We start from the raw sequence: 24601 nt of genomic DNA, 5'->3' as shown, positions 1-24601 counted from the left end.
GAGAGTGGATAGTTTGTCAACACTTCGTGAAGAAGCACTTCACATGCATAAAGTGCATCAAGGAAAATTAGAAACTGTATCAAAAGTAAAAGTAGAAAATGCAAAAGATTTAAGTCTTGCATATTCTCCAGGGGTTGCAGAGCCTTGTAAAGAAATTTATGACGATAAAAGTAAGGTATATGAATATACGATGAAGGGAAATATGGTAGCAGTTGTGACGGATGGAACGGCTGTACTCGGTCTTGGTAACATTGGACCTGAAGCATCTCTTCCAGTAATGGAAGGTAAAGCTGTATTATTCAAGAGCTTTGCTGGTGTAGATGCATTCCCAATCGCCTTAAATACAAACGATGTAGATAAAATTGTTGAAACTGTAAAATTAATGGAGCCAACTTTTGGCGGCGTTAACTTAGAAGATATCGCAGCACCAAACTGCTTCATTATTGAAGAACGTTTGAAGAAAGAAACAAATATTCCTATCTTCCATGATGATCAACACGGAACAGCTATCGTAACAGTAGCGGGCCTTGTGAATGCGCTGAAATTAGTTGGAAAGAAAATGTCTGACATTAAAGTTGTCGCAAATGGCGCAGGTGCAGCAGGTATTGCAATTATTAAACTTTTATATCGCTATGGAGTACGCGACATTATTATGTGTGACCGTAAAGGTGCAATCTATGATGGTCGTCCTACTGGTATGAATCCAGTGAAAGATGAAGTTGCAAAATATACAAATAAGAATCGTATAGAAGGTTCTTTAGCTGATGTTGTACAAGGTGCGGACGTATTCATTGGTGTATCTGCAGAAGGTGCATTAACAGAAGAGATGGTTCGTACTATGAATGACAATGCGATTATTTTTGCAATGGCGAATCCGGTTCCGGAAATTATGCCAGAATTGGCAAAAGCAGCGGGCGCAGCTGTTGTTGGAACAGGTCGTTCTGACTTCCCGAACCAAGTAAATAATGTACTAGCGTTCCCTGGTATTTTCCGCGGTGCACTTGACGTACATGCGACACAAATTAACGAAGAAATGAAGATGGCAGCTGTACAGGCTATTGCTGAGCTTGTAGCAGAAGATGAGTTGAATGCAGACTATATCATTCCGGCACCGTTTGACGCGCGTGTAGCGCCTCGAGTGGCAGCTTACGTTGCGAAAGCAGCAATGGAGACAGGAGTAGCTCGTCGTCAAGTAGATCCAAATGAAGTTGCTGAGAAAACAAAACAATTAGCGCTGATTGGTAAAGAATAAGCGAGGAATTTCCATTGACATCATCAAATACAAAAGTATATCTCGAAATTGTAAAAAAAATCCGTTCCATTATGGAAGAGGATGGATTGGTAGCAGGGGATCGTTTGCCGTCTGAGCGGGAGCTAAGTTCACGCTTAAACGTAGGACGCTCATCTGTAAGAGAAGCATTGCGTGCTTTAGAACTGGTAGGGTTAATTGAAACGAGACGTGGTGAAGGGACGTTTATTCGAAACTTTTACGATAACGGTCTTGTACAACTAATTGCTCCGTTTCTATTGCAAGATGAGAAAACAATTCGTGATTTATTACAAACAAAACGATTGCTTGAGAAAGATATGATTCGAATTGTATGTAATTTACCGAAAGAAACATTTTCTAAAGTGCTAAGTAGATTACAGAAAGTGCTTGAAGAAAATGAAAGTTCGATTCCAATGCTTCACCAAACGTTCTTTAAAACACTAATTGAACAAGTCGATAATTATTTACTATATCGCATTTGGATGATCGTAAATGATTACGTAGCAACTCTTTCTTGTAAAGTTTCAGGAGATTCTATCGATATGTATAGAAAGCTTTATGCTACTTTGGAAGAAAAACAAGAAAATGATGCACTAAAAATTTACGATGAATTAGTAGAGAATATACAGTTTCACTCGTAATGTATAAAATTTGTCGAAATGACCATGACACGTTATGACAAACATTCTACCGCATAGCGGTTAAAGTTAAACGTAAAGAGAGAGGTTATTAGACAGATTGAGAAGATAAGGCTAACATCAAACATTGGTGTTAGCCCCATTTTCTTCTTACGCTAACCTTAGCTCTCAACGAAGGGGGTCAAATTGTGCTAAGAGATTTATTCGTGAAAAAGAAAAAGTATGCTGCAATACCTTCAGAACAAGTACGAAAAGATGTACCAGATGGCGTTATGACAAAATGTCCGAAATGTAAAAAAATCATGTATACGAAAGAACTTCTGAAAAATTTAAAAGTATGTGTGAACTGTGGATATCATCATCCTATGAATGCATGGGAGCGCCTTGATAGTATATTGGACGAAGGGTCATTCCGTGAGTATGACAAAGAAATGGTTTCATTAAATCCACTCGAGTTTCCGGGATATGAAGAGAAATTAGAGAACGATCGTAAGAAGACTGAATTGAATGAAGCGGTTGTAACTGGTGAAGGAACAATTGATGACATGCTTGTTGTTGTTGCAGTAATGGATTCTCGTTTTCGAATGGGGAGCATGGGCTCTGTTGTAGGAGAAAAAATTGCCCGTGCGGTTGAAAAGGCATACGACTTACAAGTTCCATTTATTATCTTTACTGCTTCGGGTGGTGCCCGTATGCAAGAAGGTATATTAAGTTTAATGCAAATGGCAAAAACAAGCGTAGCTTTGAAAAAGCATAGTAATGCAGGAGGGTTATTTATTTCTGTTATGACTCACCCAACGACGGGCGGGGTTTCAGCGAGTTTTGCTTCACTTGGTGATTATAATCTTGCAGAGCCAGGTGCACTTATCGGATTTGCTGGTAGACGTGTAATTGAACAAACAGTGCGTGAGAAACTACCGGAAGATTTCCAAACGGCAGAATTTTTACTAGACCATGGTCAATTAGATGCGGTTGTGCATCGTGATGATATGAAAGAATCACTTCGTAAGATTTTAGAAGTTCATCAAGGAGGGGAAATGGCTGTATGGCAGAGCTAGAATTTGAAAAACCAGTTGTTGAGCTAAGAAATAAGATCCGTGAACTGAAAGACTATACGAAAAACAGCCAGATGGACTTCAGTGAGGAGATTCGTATTTTGGAAGACAAGCTAGAAAATTTAGAGGAAGATATATACGGCAATATGAAAGTATGGGACCGTGTGCAAATTGCTCGTCATGCAGAACGACCGACAACGCTCGATTATATTGAGCACTTATTTACTGATTTTTTTGAATGTCATGGAGATCGCCTATTTGGCGATGATGCAGCGATTGTCGGCGGCATTGCGAAATATAAGGGGATGCCTGTAACTGTAATTGGGCATCAGCGCGGAAAAGATACGAAAGAAAATATTCGTCGTAATTTTGGGATGCCTCATCCAGAAGGATATCGAAAAGCACTGCGTCTCATGAAACAAGCGGAAAAGTTTAATCGTCCTATTATTTGTTTCATCGATACGAAGGGAGCTTATCCTGGTAAAGCAGCTGAAGAACGTGGACAAAGTGAAGCTATTGCCCGCAATCTATTTGAGATGGCAGGTTTAAAGGTACCAGTTATTTGTATCGTTATCGGTGAAGGCGGTAGTGGTGGTGCGCTAGGTCTTGGAGTAGGAGATTACATTCATATGCTAGAAAATTCCACTTATTCTGTTATTACACCAGAGGGTGCAGCGGCAATTCTTTGGAAAGATGCAGGAAAAGCGAAGGAAGCTGCAGAAGCAATGAAAATTACAGCAGCAGATTTGAAAGAATTAGGTGTAATTGATGAAATTATTCCAGAGGCAAAAGGTGGAGCTCACCGTAATCTTTTAAAACAGTCAGAAAATATAGACTTAATGATTAGAAAAACTTTTGAACAATTAAACGGAATTTCGAAAGATGAATTAATCGAAAAACGTTATGAAAAATATATGAAAATTGGGCAAGTTTCGTTTTCAAACGCTTCCATTGGGATAAAATAAGAAAAGCGTGCGTTCCTCTTCGCGAATGCACGTTTTTATTATGAAAAGACACATCTTCTCCATTGTGTTTTTATATTTTTTCGTGTTATTTTATTATAAGGCAAATAATCTTTATGAGGTGAGTACAAATGAAACGTATTGGTGTATTAACAAGTGGTGGAGATTCACCTGGTATGAATGCTGCCATTCGTGCAGTTGTTCGTAAAGCGATTTTCCATGATATTGAAGTATATGGTATTTACCATGGATACGCTGGATTAATTTCTGGTCACATTGAAAAATTAGAACTTGGTTCTGTTGGCGATATTATCCACCGCGGTGGTACGAAATTATATACAGCAAGATGTCCTGAGTTTAAAGACCCAGAAGTACGACTAAAAGGTATCGAGCAATTAAAGAAACACGGTATCGAAGGACTTGTTGTTATTGGTGGAGATGGCTCTTACCAAGGTGCTAAAAAATTAACTGAACAAGGATTCCCATGTGTTGGTGTACCAGGTACAATCGACAATGATATTCCTGGAACAGACTTCACAATTGGTTTCGATACAGCTTTAAATACTGTTATTGATGCAATTGATAAAATCCGTGACACAGCTACATCTCATGAACGTACATATGTTATCGAAGTAATGGGACGTCATGCTGGAGACATCGCATTATGGGCTGGTTTAGCTGATGGTGCAGAAACGATCTTAATTCCAGAAGAAGAGTATGACATGGATGATGTAATCGCTCGTCTAAAACGCGGTAGTGAACGTGGGAAAAAACACAGTATTATCATTGTAGCTGAAGGTGTTGGAAGTGCAATTGACATCGGTAAGCATATTGAAGAAGCAACAAACTTTGATACTCGTGTAACTGTATTAGGTCACGTACAACGTGGTGGATCACCAAGTGCACAAGACCGTGTATTAGCAAGTCGTCTTGGCGCAAGAGCAGTTGAGTTGTTAATTGCTGGTAAAGGTGGACGCTGTGTAGGTATTCAAGATAATAAACTTGTTGATCATGACATTATCGAGGCGTTAGCTCAAAAGCATACAATCGATAAAGATATGTATCAATTATCTAAAGAATTATCCATCTAATCGGCGTAATGTCAGATATTTGGGAACGGTTTCATAATTTTCGGAGGTGCAATATGCGTAAAACTAAAATTGTATGTACAATAGGTCCTGCTAGTGAAAGTATTGAGAAATTAGAACAATTAATGGAAGCGGGTATGAACGTTGCTCGTTTAAACTTCTCTCATGGTAGCCATGAAGAGCACGGCGCTCGTATTAAAAACATTCGTGAAGCTTCAAAGAAAACTGGTAAAACAGTTGGTATCTTACTTGATACAAAAGGTCCAGAAATCCGTACTCACGACTTCGTAGACGGACAAGCTGAACTTGTAACAGGTGCAGAAGTAGTTCTTTCTACTGAGCAAGTATTAGGTACTGCAGAGAAGTTCTCTGTATCTTATGCTGGTCTTTATGATGATGTAGACCCAGGTTCTCGCATTCTAATCGATGACGGTCTTATCGAGCTAGAAGTAATCGAAAAAGCTGACGGAAATATCCGTACAAAAGTTTTAAACAGTGGAACTGTAAAAAATAAAAAAGGTGTTAACGTACCAAACGTAAGCATTAAGCTTCCTGGTATCACTGAAAAAGACGTAAAAGATATCATCTTTGGTATCGAGCAAAAAGTTGATTTCATCGCAGCATCTTTCGTTCGTAAAGCATCTGACGTATTAGAAATCCGTGAATTACTAGAAGAGCATAATGCTCAATACATCCAAATCGTACCGAAAATCGAAAACCAAGAAGGTATCGACAATATCGATTCAATCTTAGAAGTTTCTGACGGTTTAATGGTAGCTCGTGGTGATATGGGTGTGGAAATTCCACCAGAAGAAGTACCTTTAGTGCAAAAACGTTTAATCAAAAAATGTAACGTATTAGGTAAACCAGTTATTACTGCAACGCAAATGTTAGATTCTATGCAACGTAACCCACGTCCAACTCGTGCGGAAGCAAGTGACGTAGCTAACGCAATCTTCGATGGTACGGATGCAATCATGCTTTCAGGTGAAACTGCTGCTGGTCAATATCCAGTAGAAGCGGTAACAATGATGGCTAACATTGCAGTACGTGTTGAAAAATCATTACAATACGAAGATATGTTCAAAAAACGTATTAAAGAGTTCACTCCAACAATTACAGATGCAATTAGCCAATCTGTTGCGCATACAGCACTTGCTCTTGATGTAGCTGCGATCGTAGCTCCAACAGAAAGTGGACATACTGCGAAAATGATCTCTAAATATCGTCCGAAATCTCCAATCGTAGCTGTAACATCTGACGAGCAAGTAGGACGTCGTCTTGCACTTGTTTGGGGTGTACAAGCATTTATGGCTGGGAAACGTGCAGCGTCTACTGACGAAATGTTAGATACTGCGATTCAAACAGGTATGGATGCAGGTCTAATCGGACTTGGAGACACTGTAGTAATCACTGCGGGTGTTCCAGTTGCTGAAACTGGTACAACAAACTTAATGAAAATCCATGTTGTTGGTGAAGAAGTTGCTAAGGGACAAGGAATCGGTCGTAAAGCTGCAAAAGGTAAAGTAGTTGTAGCAAAAACAGCTGCTGAAGCTGTAGCGAACGTAAACGAAGGTGATATCCTTGTTACAACAAGCACTGATAAAGATATGATTTCTGCAATCGAAAAAGCTGCTGCTTTAGTTGTAGAAGAAGGTGGCTTAACTAGCCATGCAGCTGTTGTAGGCGTATCAATCGGTATTCCTGTTATCGTTGGTGTAAACGGCGTAACAGCAACTTTAAAAAATGGCCAAGAAGTAACAGTTGATGCGGCACGCGGAATTGTTTATAATGGACATGCGGAAGTGCTATAAGAAGTAATACGGAGAGAAGGAGCGGAGTCCTTCTCTTTTTTTTACACAAAAACATGATAGAACTATTTTAAAACGTCTAAATTTGCTTTTACAAGCTGCTTGTTATGAAGTTTAATGTGAATGGATGTCTTACTTCTGTTTAGTCTATATGAGCGTTTTAGGGGTCTTTAAAGCGATTTGTGAAAGGGGTGCAGAACTGTGAAATGGTTGTTATTCTTGTTGATTTTAATACCGGCGGTTGAGATTACGGTATTAATTGGGTCGAGTCATGTAATAGGGTTATGGTCTACGTTCGCTATGATTGTATTTACTGGTGTTGTAGGTGTATATTTGGCGAAAAGGCAAGGGTTTAAAGTGCTTAGAGAGATTCAATCTAAGTTGAATAGAGGAGAAATGCCAGGCGAGGCAGTACTAGATGGTATTTTTGTATTTGTAGGAGGTATTCTTTTAGTGCTTCCTGGATATGTGACGGATGTAATGGGGTTTATTTTTGTTGTTCCTTTTACTAGGGCTTTATTGAAGCCGCTTGTTATGAAGTGGATGGAATGGAAGTTTAGAAAGAGATCTACTATTATTATTCAGAAGTAGTGCTTAGATTATAGCGATCTAAGCACTACTTTTTTTATTCTGCAAAAAGCCTGATTGGTACGGGTTAATAATTAGTGGGGGATGAACAAAGCCTGATTGATTAAAGTTTCACTTTATTGTGTAGGATATATATTTCTGATTGAACATGTAAATTGGATACTATTTGTTCTTAATGAATAGGATGTAGAAAAAATCCGCTATATTGAAGTTTTATTTTTGTGTATGAAGGATCGAGGAACGTAATGAAATCTGATAAAAGCAGGGAAATCGTTAGTTGAAGCCTTATCTTATACTGATTTGTATATTTATTCATTTACATAAAAAGTAATAAATGTAAGTAATAATTATAAAATAAATAGAATAAAAATGTATTTTAGGTTGAAAAATCCGTTTTTATATGCAAAAAAACAAGAGAATTATCCTTTTTTGGGCAATTCTCTTTTTGCATGTAGTTAGTATGAAAAAGAAGTACAAGGAATAATGAGTGGGAAATTGCACTCATTATTCCTTAAGTTTTTTGTGTGAATTAGAAATTATTGTTTTGAAGAGGGTGAACCTTTAATGTATTTCCACAAGTCATGGAAGACATGAGCTTTGTGTAATGTATTAAGTAGTACTAATGTGACTGGACCGATGATTAATCCTAAGAAACCGAAGAGCTTAAAGCCGATAAATAGAGCGACTAGTGTCGCTAATGGATCAAGACCAATATTAGATGAAAGCACTTTAGGTTCCATAATTTGTCTTTGGACAATCACGACGATGTATAGAATGAGAAGACCGATGGCGAATGCAGTGTCGCCAGTGAAAAATACGTATATAACCCAAGGGACGAAGACGGCTCCTGTCCCTAAGTATGGGAGTAAATCTACAACACCTGTAATAATCGCGATAGTAATGGCGTATGGTACGCGTAATATTAAAAGTCCGATTAGTACAATAACGGTTGTCATAGATACGAGTGTAAGTTGCGCTTTAACAAAACCGAACAAAGCTTTTCTTAAATCGACAAAAATAGTTTTTCCGTAGCCATGTACACGATTCGGTAGAAGTTTTCTTGCTTTTTGAGCAAGACGGTGCCAATCGTAACTAATGAAGAAAGTGGCTAATAAAATGAATACAAGAACAGTTAGAGTTGTTGGTAATGCACTAATGAAATTTGTTAATCCACTTATAATAGCTGTTAAAAGTTCTTTCATTTGTGTTGTTGCTTCAGTTCCTAAGTTTTGGATGTTTTGTGTAATTGTATAACGCTGCGGTTCTCCAAGATGATTAAATTTAGAAATTAAATCGTCATAGAGAGGCATAATATGATTAAGTGCAAATTGCTCTGCGAATTTAACGATATCCGGAAACTTTACTGTAACAAGTTGTAGTAAGTATGTTGTGGCAGATATTGCTTCTGTTACAAGGTATGTAACAAGCCCGACGATAGCTCCGAATACGAGAATTAAGCTAACGAGTACTGCTAGTGCGCGAGGGAATTGTAGTTTTTGATTAAGGAAATTGACGACAGGATTAATCAAATAAGCAAATGCAAAAGCGATAATAAAAGGATAGATAAGTCCTGACATGTATAGTAATACATAGAACCCAGCTACCGTTGCTACAATGACAAATATGAGTCGCAATATCATATATAGTAAGTTTCGGTTCAAAGATGTATACCTCCCATTCCAATTTGTATTAGCCTAATTCGTTCAACTTATAACGAGTAGCATTCACTGATTAAAGTTTCACTTTTATGTTATAGTGGAATGATGGATTTTCCCTGCTTTTTCAGTACATGAACGACTGTAAAAGCTTGTTGATGATGCTTCTACTATATGGTAAAAACTTCATTTTCTCTTCTTTTTATTTTACCTGTTTCTTGTTAGAAAAGAAAGGAGAGACCATCGTTTTCAAAAATGTATATATGCTTTGATTTTTTTGGGGTACAGTCTCGTTTTGTAAGTTAAAAATGCATACAAAAATGAAATTGTTGGCTTATTCTCATTGGCAAATAGACATCGATATGACATGTATAACGATAGGTTTAAAGGTATTTTTGTTTGGAAGCGAGTTCATTATTTTCAGAAAGGAAGTGCAAACATGATTAGTCAGTCAACGTTATTTTTATTCATACTACTTATTATAGGACTTATTGCTAAAAACCAATCGCTTACTGTAGCCATTGGAGTGTTATTCTTATTGAAGTTTACGTTTTTAGGAGATAAAGTCTTTCCTTATTTACAAACGAAAGGGATTAACCTTGGTGTAACAGTCATTACAATAGCAGTGCTCGTACCGATTGCGACAGGGGAAATAGGCTTTAAACAACTCGGAGAAGCAGCGAAATCATATTATGCATGGATTGCTTTAGCCTCAGGTGTGGCGGTCGCTTTGTTAGCGAAAGGCGGCGTACAATTATTGACGACGGACCCTCATATTACAACTGCGCTTGTTTTTGGGACGATTATAGCGGTTGCCTTATTTAATGGGGTGGCTGTAGGCCCGTTAATTGGGGCTGGAATTGCCTATGCAGTTATGAGTATTATACAAATGTTTAAATAAGGAATTTTATAGTAATATAAAATTTTTGAATTCTTTCTGTTCACAAAAGTCAGATAATTGTTTATAATAGAATTAGAAACTTTGAAAAGTTACATAACAGCAGAGACTTTACACCAGATAAAATAAAAACAACATAAAACAATTTTATAATGATATTGTTTTATGTTGTTTTTATCATAAAACTCTTCGGAATTCATTTTCCTCACTAACTTGTTGTTCTGAGCGTGAGGATTCGGGGAGACATTCACGCTCATGCTTTCCATGTAAGCAATGGACATTAAGAGGGGAACATCGCAACAAATGTGCATGATCGTGCATTTTGCTTGCCTAAAGAGTGAACGGGCGTTCATAATTCATAAGGGGAGCAAATAGATATAAGGAGCAAGGTTGGGAGAATTTTTCAGGAAAAGGAGAGAATGTCATGACTGTTATTCGAGGTTTAGAAGGGGTAGTAGCAACAACATCATCTGTGAGCTCTATTATTGATGATACATTAACTTATGTTGGGTATAATATTGATGATTTAGCTGAGAATGCTACATTTGAAGAAGTAGTGTACTTATTATGGCACCGTAAGCTTCCTAACGAACAAGAACTAGCGGAATTTAATGAAACTGTATCAGAATACTATAAAGTGCCAGGTGAAATTTTAACATATTTGAAACAAGTAGATTTAAAGATCGCACATCCTATGTCTGTTTTACGAACTGCAATTTCCATGCTATCATTATACGATGAGAGCGCTGAAATTATGGATGAAAAGTCCAATTATTTGAAAGCGGTTAAATTACAAGCTCAAGTGGGAACTTTAATTGCCGCTTATGCAAGAATCCGTAAAGGTTTAGATATTGTTGAACCGAGAAAAGATTTATCATTAGCTGCAAACTTCTTGTACATGTTAAATGATCGTGAGCCAAATGAAGTTGAAATTGAAGCTTTTGATAAGGCGCTTGTACTTCATGCAGATCATGAGTTAAACGCTTCTACATTTACTGCACGTGTTTGCGTAGCTACACTTTCAGATGTATATTCTGGTATTACTGCAGCAATCGGTGCGTTAAAAGGTCCTCTTCACGGCGGGGCAAATGAAAATGTAATGAAGATGTTAACTGAAATTGGCGAAGAAGAAAATGTAGAATCATATATTCATAATGCTCTTCAAAATAAAGTGAAAATCATGGGCTTTGGTCATCGTGTGTATGAGCAAGGTGATCCACGTGCAAAACATTTACGTGAGATGTCTAAGAGATTATGCGTGCTTTTAGGAGAAGAGAAATGGTATAATATGTCTATCAAAATTGAAGACATTGTAACAAAAGAAAAAGGTCTTCCACCAAATGTTGATTTCTATTCAGCTTCTGTATACCATTGTTTAGGAATTGACCATGACTTATTTACACCTATTTTTGCAATTAGCCGTATGTCAGGCTGGTTAGCTCATATTCTAGAACAATATGAAAACAACCGTTTAATCCGTCCGCGTGCTGATTATAATGGACCAACACATCAAGTATATGTTCCAATTGCACAACGATAAGCGAAAAACACTATTTCGATAGTAAAAATACGCTTTCAAAAGTCTGATTTTTTTGGGAAGATGTAATGATTAGAATATTTTAATTTGACTAACGGTTTGAACTGAGGGGTTATTCCCTCAGTTTCATACATATGAAATTTCAAACATGGGGGTTATCACATTGACGACAGGTGAAAAAATTACTGTAACTAATGGTGTTATGAATGTACCAAACAATCCGATTATTCCATTTATCGAAGGAGATGGAATTGGTCCTGATATTTGGGAAGCTGCATCTCGCGTACTAGAAGCAGCAGTAGAAAAAGCTTATGATGGTGAGAAGAAAATCGTTTGGAAAGAAGTGCTTGCAGGGGAAAAAGCATTCAACCAAACAGGCGAGTGGTTACCAGAAGAGACTTTAAATTTAATCCGTGAATATTTAATCGCAATTAAAGGTCCACTTACAACTCCAGTTGGCGGTGGTATTCGTTCTCTAAACGTAGCGCTTCGTCAAGAATTAGATTTATACGTATGTCTACGTCCAGTTCGTTATTTTGAAGGTGTTCCTTCACCTGTAAAACGTCCGGAAGATACTGATATGGTTATTTTCCGTGAAAATACAGAAGACATCTATGCTGGAATTGAATATGCACAAGGATCTCCAGAAGCAGAAAAAGTTCTTGCTTTCTTAAAAGAAGCAATGGGTGTTAATAAAATCCGCTTCCCAGAAACATCTGGTATTGGTATTAAACCAATTTCAGAAGAAGGGACAAAGCGTCTTGTTCGTGCTGCAATTCAATATGCAATTAACGAAAAACGCTCTTCTGTTACATTAGTTCATAAAGGAAACATTATGAAATTTACAGAAGGTGCTTTCAAAAACTGGGGTTATGAAGTTGCGGAACAAGAATTTGGCGATAAAGTATTTACTTGGGCTGAATATGATCGCATCGTTGAAAAAGATGGCAAAGATGCAGCGAATAAAGCGATGGCAGACGCAGAAGTGGCTGGAAAAATCATCGTAAAAGATTCTATTGCAGATATCTTCTTACAACAAATTTTAACTCGTCCACGTGAGTTCGATGTTGTTGCAACAATGAACTTAAATGGTGACTATATCTCTGATGCACTTGCTGCACAAGTAGGTGGAATTGGTATTGCACCTGGTGCAAACATTAACTATGTGACTGGACATGCTATCTTTGAAGCTACACATGGTACAGCTCCAAAATATGCAGGTTTAGACAAAGTAAACCCATCTTCTGTTCTTCTTTCTGGTGTATTATTACTAGAACATTTAGGATGGAATGAAGCTGCGAAATTAGTAACTGATTCAGTTGAGAAAACAATTGCATCAAAAGTAGTAACATACGACTTCGCTCGTCTAATGGAAGGCGCAACAGAAGTGAAATGTTCTGAATTTGCTAATGAGCTTATTAAAAACATGGATGTAGCGATAATCAAAAACGCATAATTAAAGTGGGGGGTAAATTATGACAATCAAACGCAAGAAAGTTTCAGTCATCGGTGCAGGATTTACAGGAGCAACAACAGCATTCTTATTAGCACAAAAAGAACTTGCAGATGTTGTATTAGTGGACATTCCACAACTGGAAAATCCAACAAAAGGGAAAGCGTTAGATATGTTAGAAGCGAGCCCAGTACAAGGTTTTGATGCTAACATTATTGGAACATCTGATTACGCAGATACTGCTGATTCTGACGTTGTCGTTATTACAGCAGGTATTGCACGTAAGCCTGGTATGAGCCGTGATGACTTAGTAGCAACGAACTCTAAAATTATGAAAAGTATTACGCGCGACATTGCAAAACATTCACCAAATGCAATTATTGTTGTGTTAACAAATCCAGTTGATGCAATGACATATTCTGTATTTAAAGAAGCGGGATTCCCGAAAGAGCGTGTTATCGGCCAATCGGGCGTATTAGATACAGCTCGTTTCCGTACATTCATTGCACAAGAATTAAATCTTTCTGTGAAAGACATTACAGGATTTGTTCTTGGTGGACACGGTGACGACATGGTACCTCTTGTACGTTATTCCTATGCGGGTGGCATTCCGTTAGAAACGTTAATTCCGAAAGAGCGTTTAGAGGCAATTGTAGAACGTACACGTAAAGGTGGCGGAGAGATTGTAGGCTTATTAGGAAATGGTAGTGCATATTACGCACCAGCGGCTTCTTTAGTTGAAATGACAGAAGCAATCTTAAAAGATCAACGCCGTGTATTACCGGCTATTGCGTATCTTGAAGGTGAATATGGTTATAGTGACCTTTACTTAGGGGTACCAGTAATTCTAGGTGGTAACGGAATTGAAAAAATTATTGAATTAGAACTTCTTGCAGAGGAAAAAGAAGCGTTAGATCGCTCTGTAGAATCTGTACGTAACGTTATGAAAGTTCTTGTTTAATAATTAAATATAAGCGGAAAAAGATTCGGGGCCCCGAATCTTTTTCTACTATTTAATGAAATGTTTTTTTGAAATAATATGAAAACGCTATCATTTGTAGTATCCTATAATGAAACTGTAGATTTATACTATACATTGCCCTCATCATAGTAAATTTCGGATAAGGTATCGCTTTTAGTAGGATAATAAGGTGAAAAAATCGGAGGGGGTTGTAACATGTTAAAGAAAAAAGTTCAAATTGGTCGTAAAATGGATGAAATTACAGTAGGAGAGAAACTATCTATCACTGAAAAAATTGAGGATAAAGATTTGTTATTGTATTTAGGGCTAACGAATGATGCCAATCCATTATATATTCAGCATGATTACGCATCCCAAACTCCGTATGAAAAGCCGATTGTACCAAGCATTATGCTAACGGGAATGATTACAACGGCGGTTACGAAATATTTACCAGGTCCAGGTAGTCATATTATTAGGAAGGACCTTACGTTCGTGAAGCATGTTCACCATTATGAAACGTTACAAATCCACTTTGAAGTTGTGGCTGTTTCTGAGGAGGCACATACAATTGATATGCTTGTATCTGCTCATGATGAAAAAGGAGAAACGGTTGTTAAAGGTTCATTAACGGTAACGCCACCTTTTAAATCTGTTTCCATTATGGAAAAAGCATTAGATAATTTTTAAAACATGAAAATATGAATAGCGCTAGCATACCTTTAATAAGGGAGCTAGCGCTATTTTTAGTTGAAGAATCCTTCAGCGAATCCTTCAGCGAAATCTGAACAACCCGTTTTAATCGTATCCCAGCTTGGAGCGTTAAAAGTAAGAATACATGTTACTACTAAAGTTAGAATAGGTAGTACTAGTCGCATAATAGAACCTCCATATAATTAATATTGATATATATTAATTATTATATTAAATTATCACATACTTTAATAACTGAAGTCAATTGAAGGAGGGATTTTTTAAGTGAGATGGAAAAGGGAAGACGTTATTTTTGAAACGATAAGAGAAGCTGAAGTGTGGGCAGACGGGATCGCGAATGAAATGTACGGAAGAGTATTTGATGGATATGAAACACCGGACTATAAAATAGCGTATGTTCTATCTTTTTTCTTAGCACAAAATCGAGAATTCAATGTTCATACGGAAGTAGAATGTAATGAGAATATAGAATTGTATAAAGTGTGGATAGTAACACGTTAATTGAGCCGAGTGTAATTGTTTTTAGAGATAACGAGAGCATAATCTGAATCCATGAATAGACAATTATATTGAGGGGGGACCTGTTTTCTAGTATGATGAGAATAACGGGGAAAATACTAGGATGAAGAAGGTTTCAAGTCTATAACTTGGAGGAAAAGAATGAACAATCGTATTTTAGTAGTTGATGATGAGGAATTTATCTTAACTTTAATTGAATTTAATTTACAACAAGCTGGTTTTGAAGTTATAACAGCGATGGACGGAGAAATGGCGCTTCAAAAAGCGACAACAGAACGTCCGGATTTAATTATATTAGATTTAATGCTTCCAAAAATGGATGGTATGGAAGTTTGTAAAGAATTACGATTGCAGCGTGTTATGACGCCGATTTTAATGTTAACGGCAAAAGATGATGAATTTGATAAGGTGCTAGGTCTTGAACTTGGGGCGGATGATTATATGACGAAGCCATTTAGTCCAAGAGAAGTTGTTGCTCGTGTGAAGGCGATTTTGCGTCGTACGAAATTACAGCAAGAAGAGCAAGTTGCAGAAGCGCCAGATGAAGATAGCATCCTAATTGCAGACCTTAAAATTTTACCGGAGTTTTATGAGGCTTATTTCCAAGGAAGAAAGCTTGAATTAACCCCAAAAGAATTTGAACTACTTGTTTATCTTGCGAAAAATAAAAGTCGCGTGTTGACGCGTGATCAATTATTAAGTGCTGTATGGAATTATGATTTTGCTGGTGATACACGAATTGTTGATGTTCATATTAGCCACTTGCGCGATAAAATTGAAAAAAATACGAAAAAACCGACGTACATTAAAACGATACGTGGTTTAGGATATAAATTAGAGGAGCCAAAAGGGGATGAATAAATTTCGTTCCAGGCTTCTTTTTACATTTGTTTCTCTTATTGTGTTTATTTTAGTTGGACTAGGTTTACTGTTAGAAACCGTGTTTGAAAACTATTATATAGATCATGCGAAAGAGAGAATGGTAAAAGAAACAGGATATGTTGCGGTATTAGCAGAAGAACAAGGTTTTGAGGATGTTTTAAAAAGGCCGTATGTATTTGAAAAGTTAGAAGAAAAAATACCAGCTTCTATTATATTTGTAGATGAAAAAAAGAAAGTTCAATATGGCAAAGGGCAACAATCTGCATTTAGTCAAGAGATGATTAAAGAACTTTCTGCCGAAACAGCGAAACAACGAAATAAAGTCATTACGAAAGAAACGGATCAGAAGAATGAATTTTATCATGCGGTGTTCGTTCAAGATGTAACAGGGAAACAAGGATACATTTTGGTGAAAAGTACAATTGAGCCTTTGAAAGATGTTCATCAAAAAACGTGGGGATTATTAATTATCGGATTTGTTATCGCTTGTCTTGTAGTCGTGTTTTTAGGTATGAAAATTACAGGGCAATATATTAGGCCAATTGAATCAGTTACGAAAGTTGCGATTGAATTAGCGAAGGGAAATTATAAAGCACGTGCTTATGAAAGTCATTCGGATGAAACAGGAATGCTGAGTAAAGCGATTAATATTTTAGCTCGTAATTTACAAGAGATGACACTCGAACAAGAAATGCAACAAGATCGTCTGCATACGTTAATCGAAAATATGGGAAGTGGAATGATTTTAATTGATAGCCGCGGTTATATAAACCTTGTAAACCGTTCTTATAAAGAGACTTTCCACGTAACAGATGAAGAGTATTTAGATCGCTTATATTATGAATCGTTCCATCATACAGAAATTATTGAGCTTGTGGAAGAAATCTTTATGACAGAAGTGAAAGTGCGTAAACAAATGCTATTGCCACTTGGAATTGAGCGAAAGCATTTCGAAGTATATGGAGCGCCGATTATCGGGACGAACCATGAATGGAAAGGGATTGTTCTCGTATTCCATGACATAACAGAGTTAAAGAGATTAGAACAAATGAGAAAAGACTTTTTAGCCAATGTTTCTCATGAACTAAAGACGCCAATTACTTCTATTAAAGGTTTTTCAGAAACGCTCTTGGATGGAGCGATGGATAATAAGAAATTCTGCGAACATTTCTTACACATTATTTTAAAAGAAAGTGAACGCATGCAGGGGTTAATTGAAGATTTATTAGATTTGTCAAAGATTGAGCAACAAGGGTTTAAATTAAATATGGAAACCGTTGATATGAAGGGACTTCTTGAAGATATTCATATGGTGCTTGACAATAAAGCAGGCGAAAAAGAAATCTCTTTACAAGTGAATGTATTAAAACGTGTCTCTGTCATTGGAGATCCTGGTCGTTTGAAACAAATCTTTATTAATTTAATTAATAATGCAATCGTATATACACCGGCTGGAGGCGTTGTTTCTGTTGAATTAGCAGAAGATAAATACAATGCTTATATAAAAGTATCTGATACTGGAATTGGTATTAGTAAAGATGAAATCCCACGTATTTTTGAACGTTTTTACCGAGTGGATAAAGCGAGAAGTAGAAATACTGGTGGTACAGGTCTTGGATTATCGATTGTAAAGCATTTAGTTGAGGCACATCACGGTACAATTACTGTGGATAGTGAAGTTGGGGAAGGGACAACATTTACAGTTGTTTTACCGAAATCGGCAACTGAAAAATAGGATGAAGGATATTTACAATATATTAACAATGGCTTAATTAAATATTAATAAAGCTCTGTTAATATAATACATGAAAACCCCTTCATCCAAGGAGTAATTTTGGACGAGAATAGTTATGCTGTTCTCGTCACTTCCCTTTATGCCAATATAAGTTTGATATATATGAAAGAAAAAAACCGTTATTTTTCTTCTCTCTATTAGTCATGTTAATATAGAGAGAGGAAAGGAACGGTTTTTTTCTATGTGAAAATCGTTTCAAATTTGTATGGGGAGGTTTCTGTTGTGGAAAAAAAAGTCGTATTAGTAGATGGTAATAATATCGCGTATCGTGCTTTCTTTGCACTACCGCTTTTAAATAACGACAAAGGTATACATACGAACGCAATTTACGGTTTTACAATGATGTTAATGAGAATATTAGAGGAAGAAAAGCCAACGCATATGCTTGTTGCGTTTGATGCAGGAAAAACGACATTCCGTCATAAAACGTATAGCGAGTATAAAGGAGGACGTCAAAAGACTCCACCTGAGTTATCAGAACAATTCCCGTTTATTCGTGAGATGCTTGATGCATTTAATGTACCGCGTTATGAACTAGAAAATTATGAAGCGGATGACATTATGGGGACGTTAGCGAAAGAAGCGAGTGAGCAAGGGTTTCATGTTAAGGTTATTTCAGGAGATAAAGATTTACTTCAACTTGTTTCTGATAATACGCTTGTATGTATACCTCGAAAAGGGATTACAGAAGTAGATGAATATACGAAAGAAGCTTTATTTGAGAAATACAGTTTATCACCAAAGCAAATTATTGATATGAAAGGTTTAATGGGGGACCAGTCAGATAATATTCCGGGTGTACCAGGAGTTGGTGAAAAAACTGCAATTAAATTGTTAACGCAATTTGAAACGGTTGAAGCAGTGTATGAAAATATCGATCAAGTAAGCGGGAAGAAATTAAAAGAAAAACTAGAAGCGAATAAAGAACAAGCTCTTATGAGTAAAGATCTTGCAACTATTATTACAGATGCGCCGATTACAGTGCATGTGGATGATATGGAGTATAAAGGATATGAAGCAAGTGATGTGATTCCAATGTTCGAGAATTTAGGATTTACATCTCTTTTGAATAAATTAGGTGTTACGCCAGAAGAAACAGCTCCAGCTGAATTAGATGATATTACATTTGATATTGTGGAAGAAGTTACAGAAGAAATGCTTCAGCAAGATAGTGCACTTATTGTAGAAGTACAAGAAGATAACTATCATAAAGCGGACATTCAAGGTTTTGGTATTCAAAATGAAAATGGTTGCTACTTTATTCAGACGGACATAGCACTTGCATCCGAGGCTTTCAAAGCATGGCTTGCAAATGGAGAAATGAGAAAGCATACATTTGATGCGAAGCGAGCTATCGTTGCACTCAAATGGAAGGGTATAGATATTCAAGGAATCGACTTTGATTTATTAATTGCTGCTTATTTACTTGATCCAGCTGATACGGATAAAGATTTCCGTACTGTAGCGAAAATGAAAGAAACGCATGCCGTGAAATCGGATGAAGAAGTTTATGGAAAAGGTGCGAAGCGTGCTGTTCCAGAGCTAGAAGTAGTAGCGGAGCATGTAGCTCGAAAAGTGCATGTATTATATGATGTAAAGCAAACGTTCTTGGAAGAATTAAAAAAGAACGAGCAATATGAATTGTTTACAGAGTTAGAATTACCACTTGCACGTGTACTAGCTGATATGGAAGTAAAAGGTGTAAAAGTTGATACGGAGCGCCTTCGTAATATGGGAGAAGAACTTGCGGGTAGATTAAAGGAAATGGAACAGGAAATTTATAAGCTTGCGGGAACAGAATTTAATATTAATTCACCGAAGCAACTTGGGGTTATTCTGTTTGAGAATTTAAACTTACCAGTTATTAAAAAGACGAAAACAGGTTATTCTACGTCAGCTGATGTACTAGATAAACTTATGAATCATCATGAAATTATTCCAAACATTTTACATTATCGTCAGTTAGGGAAATTAAATTCAACTTACATTGAAGGTTTACTAAAAGTTGTACATGAAGATTCATCGAAAATTCATACTCGCTTTAATCAAGTTTTAACACAAACAGGTCGATTAAGTTCAACAGATCCGAACTTGCAAAATATACCGATTCGATTAGAAGAAGGAAGAAAGATTCGTCAGGCATTTGTTCCATCAGAAGAAGGATGGATTATGTATGCGGCCGATTATTCACAAATTGAACTTCGTGTATTAGCTCATATTGCAAATGATAAAGGGCTAGTTGAAGCGTTCCAACATGATATGGATATTCATACGAAAACAGCTATGGACGTATTCGGTGTTGGAAAAGATGAAGTAACTTCGAATATGAGACGACAAGCGAAAGCTGTTAACTTCGGAATTGTGTATGGTATTAGTGATTACGGTCTTTCACAAAACTTAGGAATTACAAGAAAAGCAGCAGCGGAATTTATTGAAAAGTATTTAGAAAGTTTCCCTGGTGTACAAGAATACATGGATGACATCGTAAAAGATGCGAAACAAAAAGGGTATGTGGCTACCTTATTAAATCGTCGCCGTTACATTCCGGAAATTACGAGTCGTAATTTCAATTTACGTAGCTTTGCTGAGCGTACAGCTATGAATACACCAATTCAAGGTAGTGCTGCAGATATTATAAAGATAGCTATGATTATTATGGCAGATCGTTTAGAAGAAGAAGGATTACAAGCGCGTCTTCTTCTGCAAGTACACGATGAATTAATCTTTGAAGCACCAAAAGAAGAAATTGAAAAATTAGAGAAGCTTGTACCAGAAGTAATGGAGCATGCAATTGAACTCGCAGTTCCACTGAAAGTTGATTATTCTTACGGTCCAACTTGGTACGACGCAAAATAAGGAAGTGATGAAATGCCTGAATTACCAGAGGTTGAAAACGTCAGACGGACACTCGAACATCTTGTAACAGGAAAAACGATTGAAGATGTTATTGTTACGTATCCAAAAATAGTAAAACGACCAGATGATGCGGAAATCTTTAAAGAAATGCTCAGAGGCGAGAAAATTGAAACGATAAAGCGAAGAGGTAAGTTTTTGCTTTTATATGTAACCAATTATGTTATCGTTTCACATTTGCGTATGGAAGGAAAGTTTTTACTGCATCAAGAGGATGAGCCAATTGATAAGCATACGCACGTCCGTTTCTTATTTACAGATGGAACTGAATTACATTATAAAGATGTGAGAAAATTTGGTACGATGCATCTCTTTAAAAAAGGTGAAGAGTTGAATCAAATGCCTCTTGTTGACTTAGGTCCAGAGCCATTTGATGCTGAATTGACACCACAGTATTTACAAGAAAAATTGCAAAAGACAAATCGTAAAATAAAAGTCGTATTATTAGATCAGCGTCTTTTAGTAGGGCTTGGAAATATATATGTAGATGAAGTTTTATTCCGTTCTCATATCCATCCAGAGCGAGAAGCTGCATCTTTAACGCAAGAAGAAATCGAAAGAATTTACGAAGCAATTGTTACAACGCTAGGCGAAGCAGTGAAGCGAGGCGGAAGCACAATTAGAACGTATATGAATTCGCAAGGGCAAATTGGTTCATTCCAAGAACTTTTAAATGTGTATGGGAAAAAGGGAGAACCATGTGTAACTTGTGGCACGATATTAGAAAAAACAGTTGTTGGCGGAAGAGGGACGCATTATTGCCCAATTTGTCAGCCTAGAATATAGAAAAGAGATAACATCGGATAGGCATTTGTCATATACATACAGCAGAGCTATGTATAAGGGAGGAGCTTACCGATGTACCTTTATTTATCTCTTATTTTATTAGCTTTTACATTAAGCTTAGATAGCTGTAGTGTAGGGCTGACATATGGTTTGAGAAGCGTAAGAATTCCACTAAGATCAATTATAATTATCGGAATCTGTTCAGCGGCTGTTATGCTTGTTTCAATGGGAATTGGACATATGATTGCGAAAATATTTTCACCTGTTATCGCAACGCGTATCGGTGGGCTTGTTCTTATTGGAATAGGGATTTGGGTATTATATCAATTTTTTCGAAGTGATAAAAAGGAAGAACCGAAGCAAGAAGAGAAGGTTTGGAAACTAGAAATTGCTTCACTTGGGTTAGTAATTCAAATTTTACGGAAACCGACTGTTGCAGATTTTGATAAATCGGGAACTATTTCTGCAGGAGAAGCGCTACTTCTTGGTATCGCACTTTCCGTGGATTCGTTTGGTGCTGGAATTGGTGCATCTTTATTAGGTTATGCACCCGCTATGATGGCAATATTAGTTGCAGTTATGAGTTCTTTATTTTTGTTTATTGGAATGAAGCTGGGTACAGTTTTATCAAATATGAAATGGTTACAAAAATTTACATTCCTGCCTGGGGTATTACTCATTATTATTGGAATTTGGAAAATGTAAGTATGGGCGTGGAACATTAGTTTCGCGCCTTTTATTATGAGGAGGAGAAGTATTATGACAGTGGTAATTGGATTAACGGGAGGAATTGCAAGCGGAAAAAGTACGGTATCAGAAATGTTTCGTGGGCTAAGTATACCGGTTATTGACGCAGATGTTATTGCAAGAGAAGTTGTAGAACGAGGAAAACCAGCATATAACAAAATAGTAGAAGTATTTGGAACGGAAGTGTTACAAAAAGATGGAGAACTGGATCGGCCGAAATTAGGAAATGTTGTTTTCTATAATGAAGAAAAACGATTGCAGTTAAATAAAATTGTTCATCCTGCAGTACGTGAGGAAATGAATGCACAAAAGGAAATGTACATAAAAGAAAGTATGCAAGCGGTTGTGTTAGATATCCCTCTTTTGTTTGAAAGTAAATTAACAAGTCTCGTTGATCGTGTTTTAGTTGTAGCTGTCACGCCTGATACGCAATTAAAACGTTTAATGGAGCGAAATAATTTTTCGGAAGAAGAAGCAAAAGCACGTATACAATCGCAAATGCCGTTAGAAGAAAAAGTGAAGCATGCGGATGAAGTAATAAATAATGATGGCACAATTATGGGAACGAAAACACAATTACAGGAAATTTTAAAGAAATGGAACATTATTGACTAAAAAATTGTGAAATTAATGAAAATGCTTAGTGACATATCCCCTTTTTGTGTTATACTATTATTGGGATTGGAGATAAATAGTATAACGCATTCAAGGGGGATAACATATTATGACTCGTGTGGCAATTAATGGATTTGGACGTATTGGGAGAATGGTATTTCGTCAGGCAATAAAAGAAAGCGCATTCGAAATTGTAGCAATCAATGCAAGCTATCCATCTGAAACGTTAGCACATTTAATTAAATATGATACAGTTCACGGCAAGTTTGACGGAACAGTAGAAGCATTTGAAGATCACTTATTAGTTGATGGGAAAATGATTCGCCTTTTAAACAACCGCGATCCAAAGGAATTGCCTTGGACAGATCTAGGTGTTGAAGTTGTAATTGAAGCAACTGGTAAATTTAATTCAAAAGAAAAAGCAATTCTTCACGTTGAAGCTGGAGCGAAAAAAGTTATTTTAACAGCGCCTGGTAAAAATGAAGATGTAACAATTGTAGTTGGTGTGAACGAAGACCAATTAGATATTACAAAACATACCGTTATTTCAAATGCATCTTGTACAACAAACTGTTTAGCGCCTGTTGTGAAGGTGTTAGATGAGCAGTTTGGAATTGAAAACGGTTTAATGACGACTGTTCACGCTTATACAAATGACCAAAAAAATATTGATAACCCACATAAAGATTTAAGAAGAGCACGTGCTTGCGGACAATCAATCATTCCGACAACGACAGGTGCTGCGAAAGCGCTAGCAAAAGTTCTTCCGCATTTAAACGGAAAACTTCATGGTATGGCACTTCGTGTACCAACACCAAACGTGTCTCTTGTTGACTTAGTAGTAGATGTAAAACGTGATGTGACAGTTGAAGCTATTAACGATGCATTCAAAACTGTTGCAAACGGTGCGTTAAAAGGTATTGTAGAATTTAGCGAAGAGCCTTTAGTATCTATTGACTTTAATACAAATACACACTCAGCTATTATTGATGGCTTATCTACAATGGTAATGGGTGATCGTAAAGTAAAAGTACTTGCTTGGTATGATAACGAGTGGGGCTACTCTCGTCGTGTTGTAGATCTTGTAACGTTAGTTGTTGACGAATTAGCGAAACAAAAAAATGTGCAACATATTTAAGTGAATAAGGGAGAGGGCAAGTGAATATTGCCCTCTCTTTTTTTATTTTTTTCTGAAAAGGAAAAAAATTATATGAGTATATTTTGGAAAGTGGACATACCACGAAGCGTTGTTATTACTGTATTTGTGAATCATTTCTTTTTTTTAGGGAAAAGTAAAGAGGAAAATATGACAGAAAATCGAAAAAACTGTTGTTGCAAAATGAAAATAAACAAAGTATACTAACACTCGTAAACTTAAGAGCTGAGGTACGTAGTCACTACTTAAAGGGTTAGGACCTCTCTGGACTAACTTTCCCCCGTGGTAGTGGAGCAAGCCAAATTGCAAATTAGTTTTCAATTCGAACAGTTAGAATAAATTTACAAGGGGGAACTGTAGAATGGATACTATGGATACGATGGGTCGTCACGTGATCGCTGAACTTTGGGATTGCGATTTCGACAAGCTTAATGACATGCCGTATATTGAACAATTATTTGTGGATGCAGCACTAAGAGCTGGTGCTGAAGTGCGTGAGGTTGCTTTCCATAAATTTGCACCACAAGGTGTAAGTGGAGTAGTAATTATCTCGGAATC

At 36.8% G+C, this 24601-nt stretch carries 23 protein-coding genes; 21 read left to right on the top strand and 2 right to left on the bottom strand.

Features of this window, described 5'->3' with window-relative positions:
• The first annotated feature begins 43 nt into the window (after positions 1–43).
• The 7 genes from ystJ (at position 44) to JDS92_RS15640 (ending at position 7415) form a co-directional block, all read left to right on the top strand.
• Positions 44–1252, top strand: coding sequence for an NADP-dependent malic enzyme (gene ystJ / locus JDS92_RS15670; protein ID WP_162148121.1), 1209 nt, complete (start codon positions 44–46; stop codon positions 1250–1252).
• Between the two features lie 14 nt (positions 1253–1266).
• A complete protein-coding gene (locus JDS92_RS15665; protein WP_000204451.1) occupies positions 1267–1911 on the top strand; it encodes a FadR/GntR family transcriptional regulator in 645 nt (214 codons plus the stop codon).
• Positions 1912–2096: 185 nt separating this feature from the next.
• A complete protein-coding gene (gene accD, locus JDS92_RS15660) occupies positions 2097–2966 on the top strand; it encodes an acetyl-CoA carboxylase, carboxyltransferase subunit beta (RefSeq protein WP_000942864.1) in 870 nt (289 codons plus the stop codon).
• Positions 2954–3928 (top strand): acetyl-CoA carboxylase carboxyl transferase subunit alpha, encoded by a 975-nt coding sequence (gene accA / locus JDS92_RS15655; RefSeq protein ID WP_199632131.1) that lies wholly within the window; start codon positions 2954–2956, stop codon positions 3926–3928. The genes accD and accA overlap by 13 nt, the downstream gene beginning before the upstream one ends.
• A 128-nt stretch (positions 3929–4056) precedes the next feature.
• A complete protein-coding gene (gene pfkA / locus JDS92_RS15650; RefSeq protein WP_000821156.1) occupies positions 4057–5016 on the top strand; it encodes a 6-phosphofructokinase in 960 nt (319 codons plus the stop codon).
• A gap of 53 nt (positions 5017–5069) precedes the next feature.
• Positions 5070–6827: a pyruvate kinase gene (gene pyk, locus JDS92_RS15645; RefSeq protein WP_001232683.1), complete on the top strand. Its 1758-nt coding sequence runs from the start codon at positions 5070–5072 to the stop codon at positions 6825–6827.
• Positions 6828–7025: 198 nt separating this feature from the next.
• The gene (locus JDS92_RS15640; protein ID WP_000871649.1) at positions 7026–7415 is read left to right on the top strand and encodes an FxsA family protein; all 390 of its coding nucleotides are present in this window, start codon (positions 7026–7028) and stop codon (positions 7413–7415) included.
• 533 nt (positions 7416–7948) lie between these two features.
• Here the strand turns inward: JDS92_RS15640 and ytvI are convergent.
• On the bottom strand, positions 7949–9073 hold the full coding sequence (gene ytvI, locus JDS92_RS15635; protein ID WP_001081386.1) for a sporulation integral membrane protein YtvI: 1125 nt from the start codon (positions 9071–9073) through the stop codon (positions 7949–7951).
• 433 nt (positions 9074–9506) lie between these two features.
• On the opposite strand from ytvI, the gene JDS92_RS15630 reads away from it, so the two are divergent.
• From JDS92_RS15630 to JDS92_RS15610, 5 genes are all read left to right on the top strand, one after another.
• On the top strand, positions 9507–9968 hold the full coding sequence (locus JDS92_RS15630; RefSeq protein ID WP_000625507.1) for a DUF441 domain-containing protein: 462 nt from the start codon (positions 9507–9509) through the stop codon (positions 9966–9968).
• A 421-nt stretch (positions 9969–10389) separates the two neighbouring features.
• Entirely contained in the window at positions 10390–11505 is a 1116-nt protein-coding gene (citZ, locus tag JDS92_RS15625) for a citrate synthase (protein WP_000216095.1), read from the top strand.
• Between the two features lie 160 nt (positions 11506–11665).
• Positions 11666–12958 carry an NADP-dependent isocitrate dehydrogenase gene (gene icd / locus JDS92_RS15620; protein WP_000206907.1) on the top strand — a complete coding sequence of 431 codons (1293 nt, stop codon included), beginning with the start codon at positions 11666–11668 and terminating at the stop codon, positions 12956–12958.
• Between the two features lie 19 nt (positions 12959–12977).
• The gene (mdh, locus tag JDS92_RS15615; protein ID WP_000153235.1) at positions 12978–13916 is read left to right on the top strand and encodes a malate dehydrogenase; all 939 of its coding nucleotides are present in this window, start codon (positions 12978–12980) and stop codon (positions 13914–13916) included.
• A gap of 216 nt (positions 13917–14132) precedes the next feature.
• Positions 14133–14606 (top strand): MaoC family dehydratase, encoded by a 474-nt coding sequence (locus JDS92_RS15610; protein ID WP_000914174.1) that lies wholly within the window; start codon positions 14133–14135, stop codon positions 14604–14606.
• A 56-nt stretch (positions 14607–14662) separates the two neighbouring features.
• Here JDS92_RS15610 and JDS92_RS31250 read toward each other — a convergent pair whose 3' ends face one another.
• Positions 14663–14794, bottom strand: a complete 132-nt coding sequence (locus JDS92_RS31250) for a hypothetical protein (protein ID WP_001241585.1) — start codon at positions 14792–14794, stop codon at positions 14663–14665.
• Between the two features lie 100 nt (positions 14795–14894).
• On the opposite strand from JDS92_RS31250, the gene JDS92_RS15605 reads away from it, so the two are divergent.
• From JDS92_RS15605 to JDS92_RS15565, 9 genes are all read left to right on the top strand, one after another.
• Entirely contained in the window at positions 14895–15131 is a 237-nt protein-coding gene (locus tag JDS92_RS15605; RefSeq protein ID WP_001267376.1) for a hypothetical protein, read from the top strand.
• 159 nt (positions 15132–15290) lie between these two features.
• Positions 15291–16010 (top strand): two-component system response regulator PhoP, encoded by a 720-nt coding sequence (gene phoP / locus JDS92_RS15600; RefSeq protein WP_001065218.1) that lies wholly within the window; start codon positions 15291–15293, stop codon positions 16008–16010.
• A complete protein-coding gene (gene phoR / locus JDS92_RS15595; RefSeq protein ID WP_001032138.1) occupies positions 16003–17766 on the top strand; it encodes a sensory box histidine kinase PhoR in 1764 nt (587 codons plus the stop codon). The genes phoP and phoR overlap by 8 nt, the downstream gene beginning before the upstream one ends.
• A 282-nt stretch (positions 17767–18048) precedes the next feature.
• A complete protein-coding gene (polA, locus tag JDS92_RS15590; protein WP_087951183.1) occupies positions 18049–20682 on the top strand; it encodes a DNA polymerase I in 2634 nt (877 codons plus the stop codon).
• A gap of 12 nt (positions 20683–20694) precedes the next feature.
• Positions 20695–21525: a DNA-formamidopyrimidine glycosylase gene (gene mutM, locus JDS92_RS15585; RefSeq protein WP_199632130.1), complete on the top strand. Its 831-nt coding sequence runs from the start codon at positions 20695–20697 to the stop codon at positions 21523–21525.
• A gap of 72 nt (positions 21526–21597) precedes the next feature.
• Positions 21598–22230 carry a sporulation membrane protein YtaF gene (gene ytaF / locus JDS92_RS15580; RefSeq protein WP_000281731.1) on the top strand — a complete coding sequence of 211 codons (633 nt, stop codon included), beginning with the start codon at positions 21598–21600 and terminating at the stop codon, positions 22228–22230.
• Positions 22231–22284: 54 nt separating this feature from the next.
• Positions 22285–22887: a dephospho-CoA kinase gene (coaE, locus tag JDS92_RS15575; RefSeq protein WP_199632129.1), complete on the top strand. Its 603-nt coding sequence runs from the start codon at positions 22285–22287 to the stop codon at positions 22885–22887.
• A gap of 109 nt (positions 22888–22996) precedes the next feature.
• Positions 22997–24025, top strand: coding sequence for a glyceraldehyde-3-phosphate dehydrogenase (locus JDS92_RS15570; RefSeq protein WP_000198973.1), 1029 nt, complete (start codon positions 22997–22999; stop codon positions 24023–24025).
• A 388-nt stretch (positions 24026–24413) separates the two neighbouring features.
• Positions 24414–24601 (top strand): S-adenosylmethionine decarboxylase family protein (locus JDS92_RS15565; protein WP_374191310.1); only part of this gene is annotated, 188 nt, incomplete at its 3' end.

This window comes from Bacillus cereus group sp. N12, from assembly GCF_016483575.1.
Taxonomy (GTDB): Bacteria; Bacillota; Bacilli; order Bacillales; family Bacillaceae_G; genus Bacillus_A; species Bacillus_A toyonensis.
Note: the sequence above shows the minus strand (reverse complement) of the source record. Positions and strands in the feature narration are given on the sequence as shown.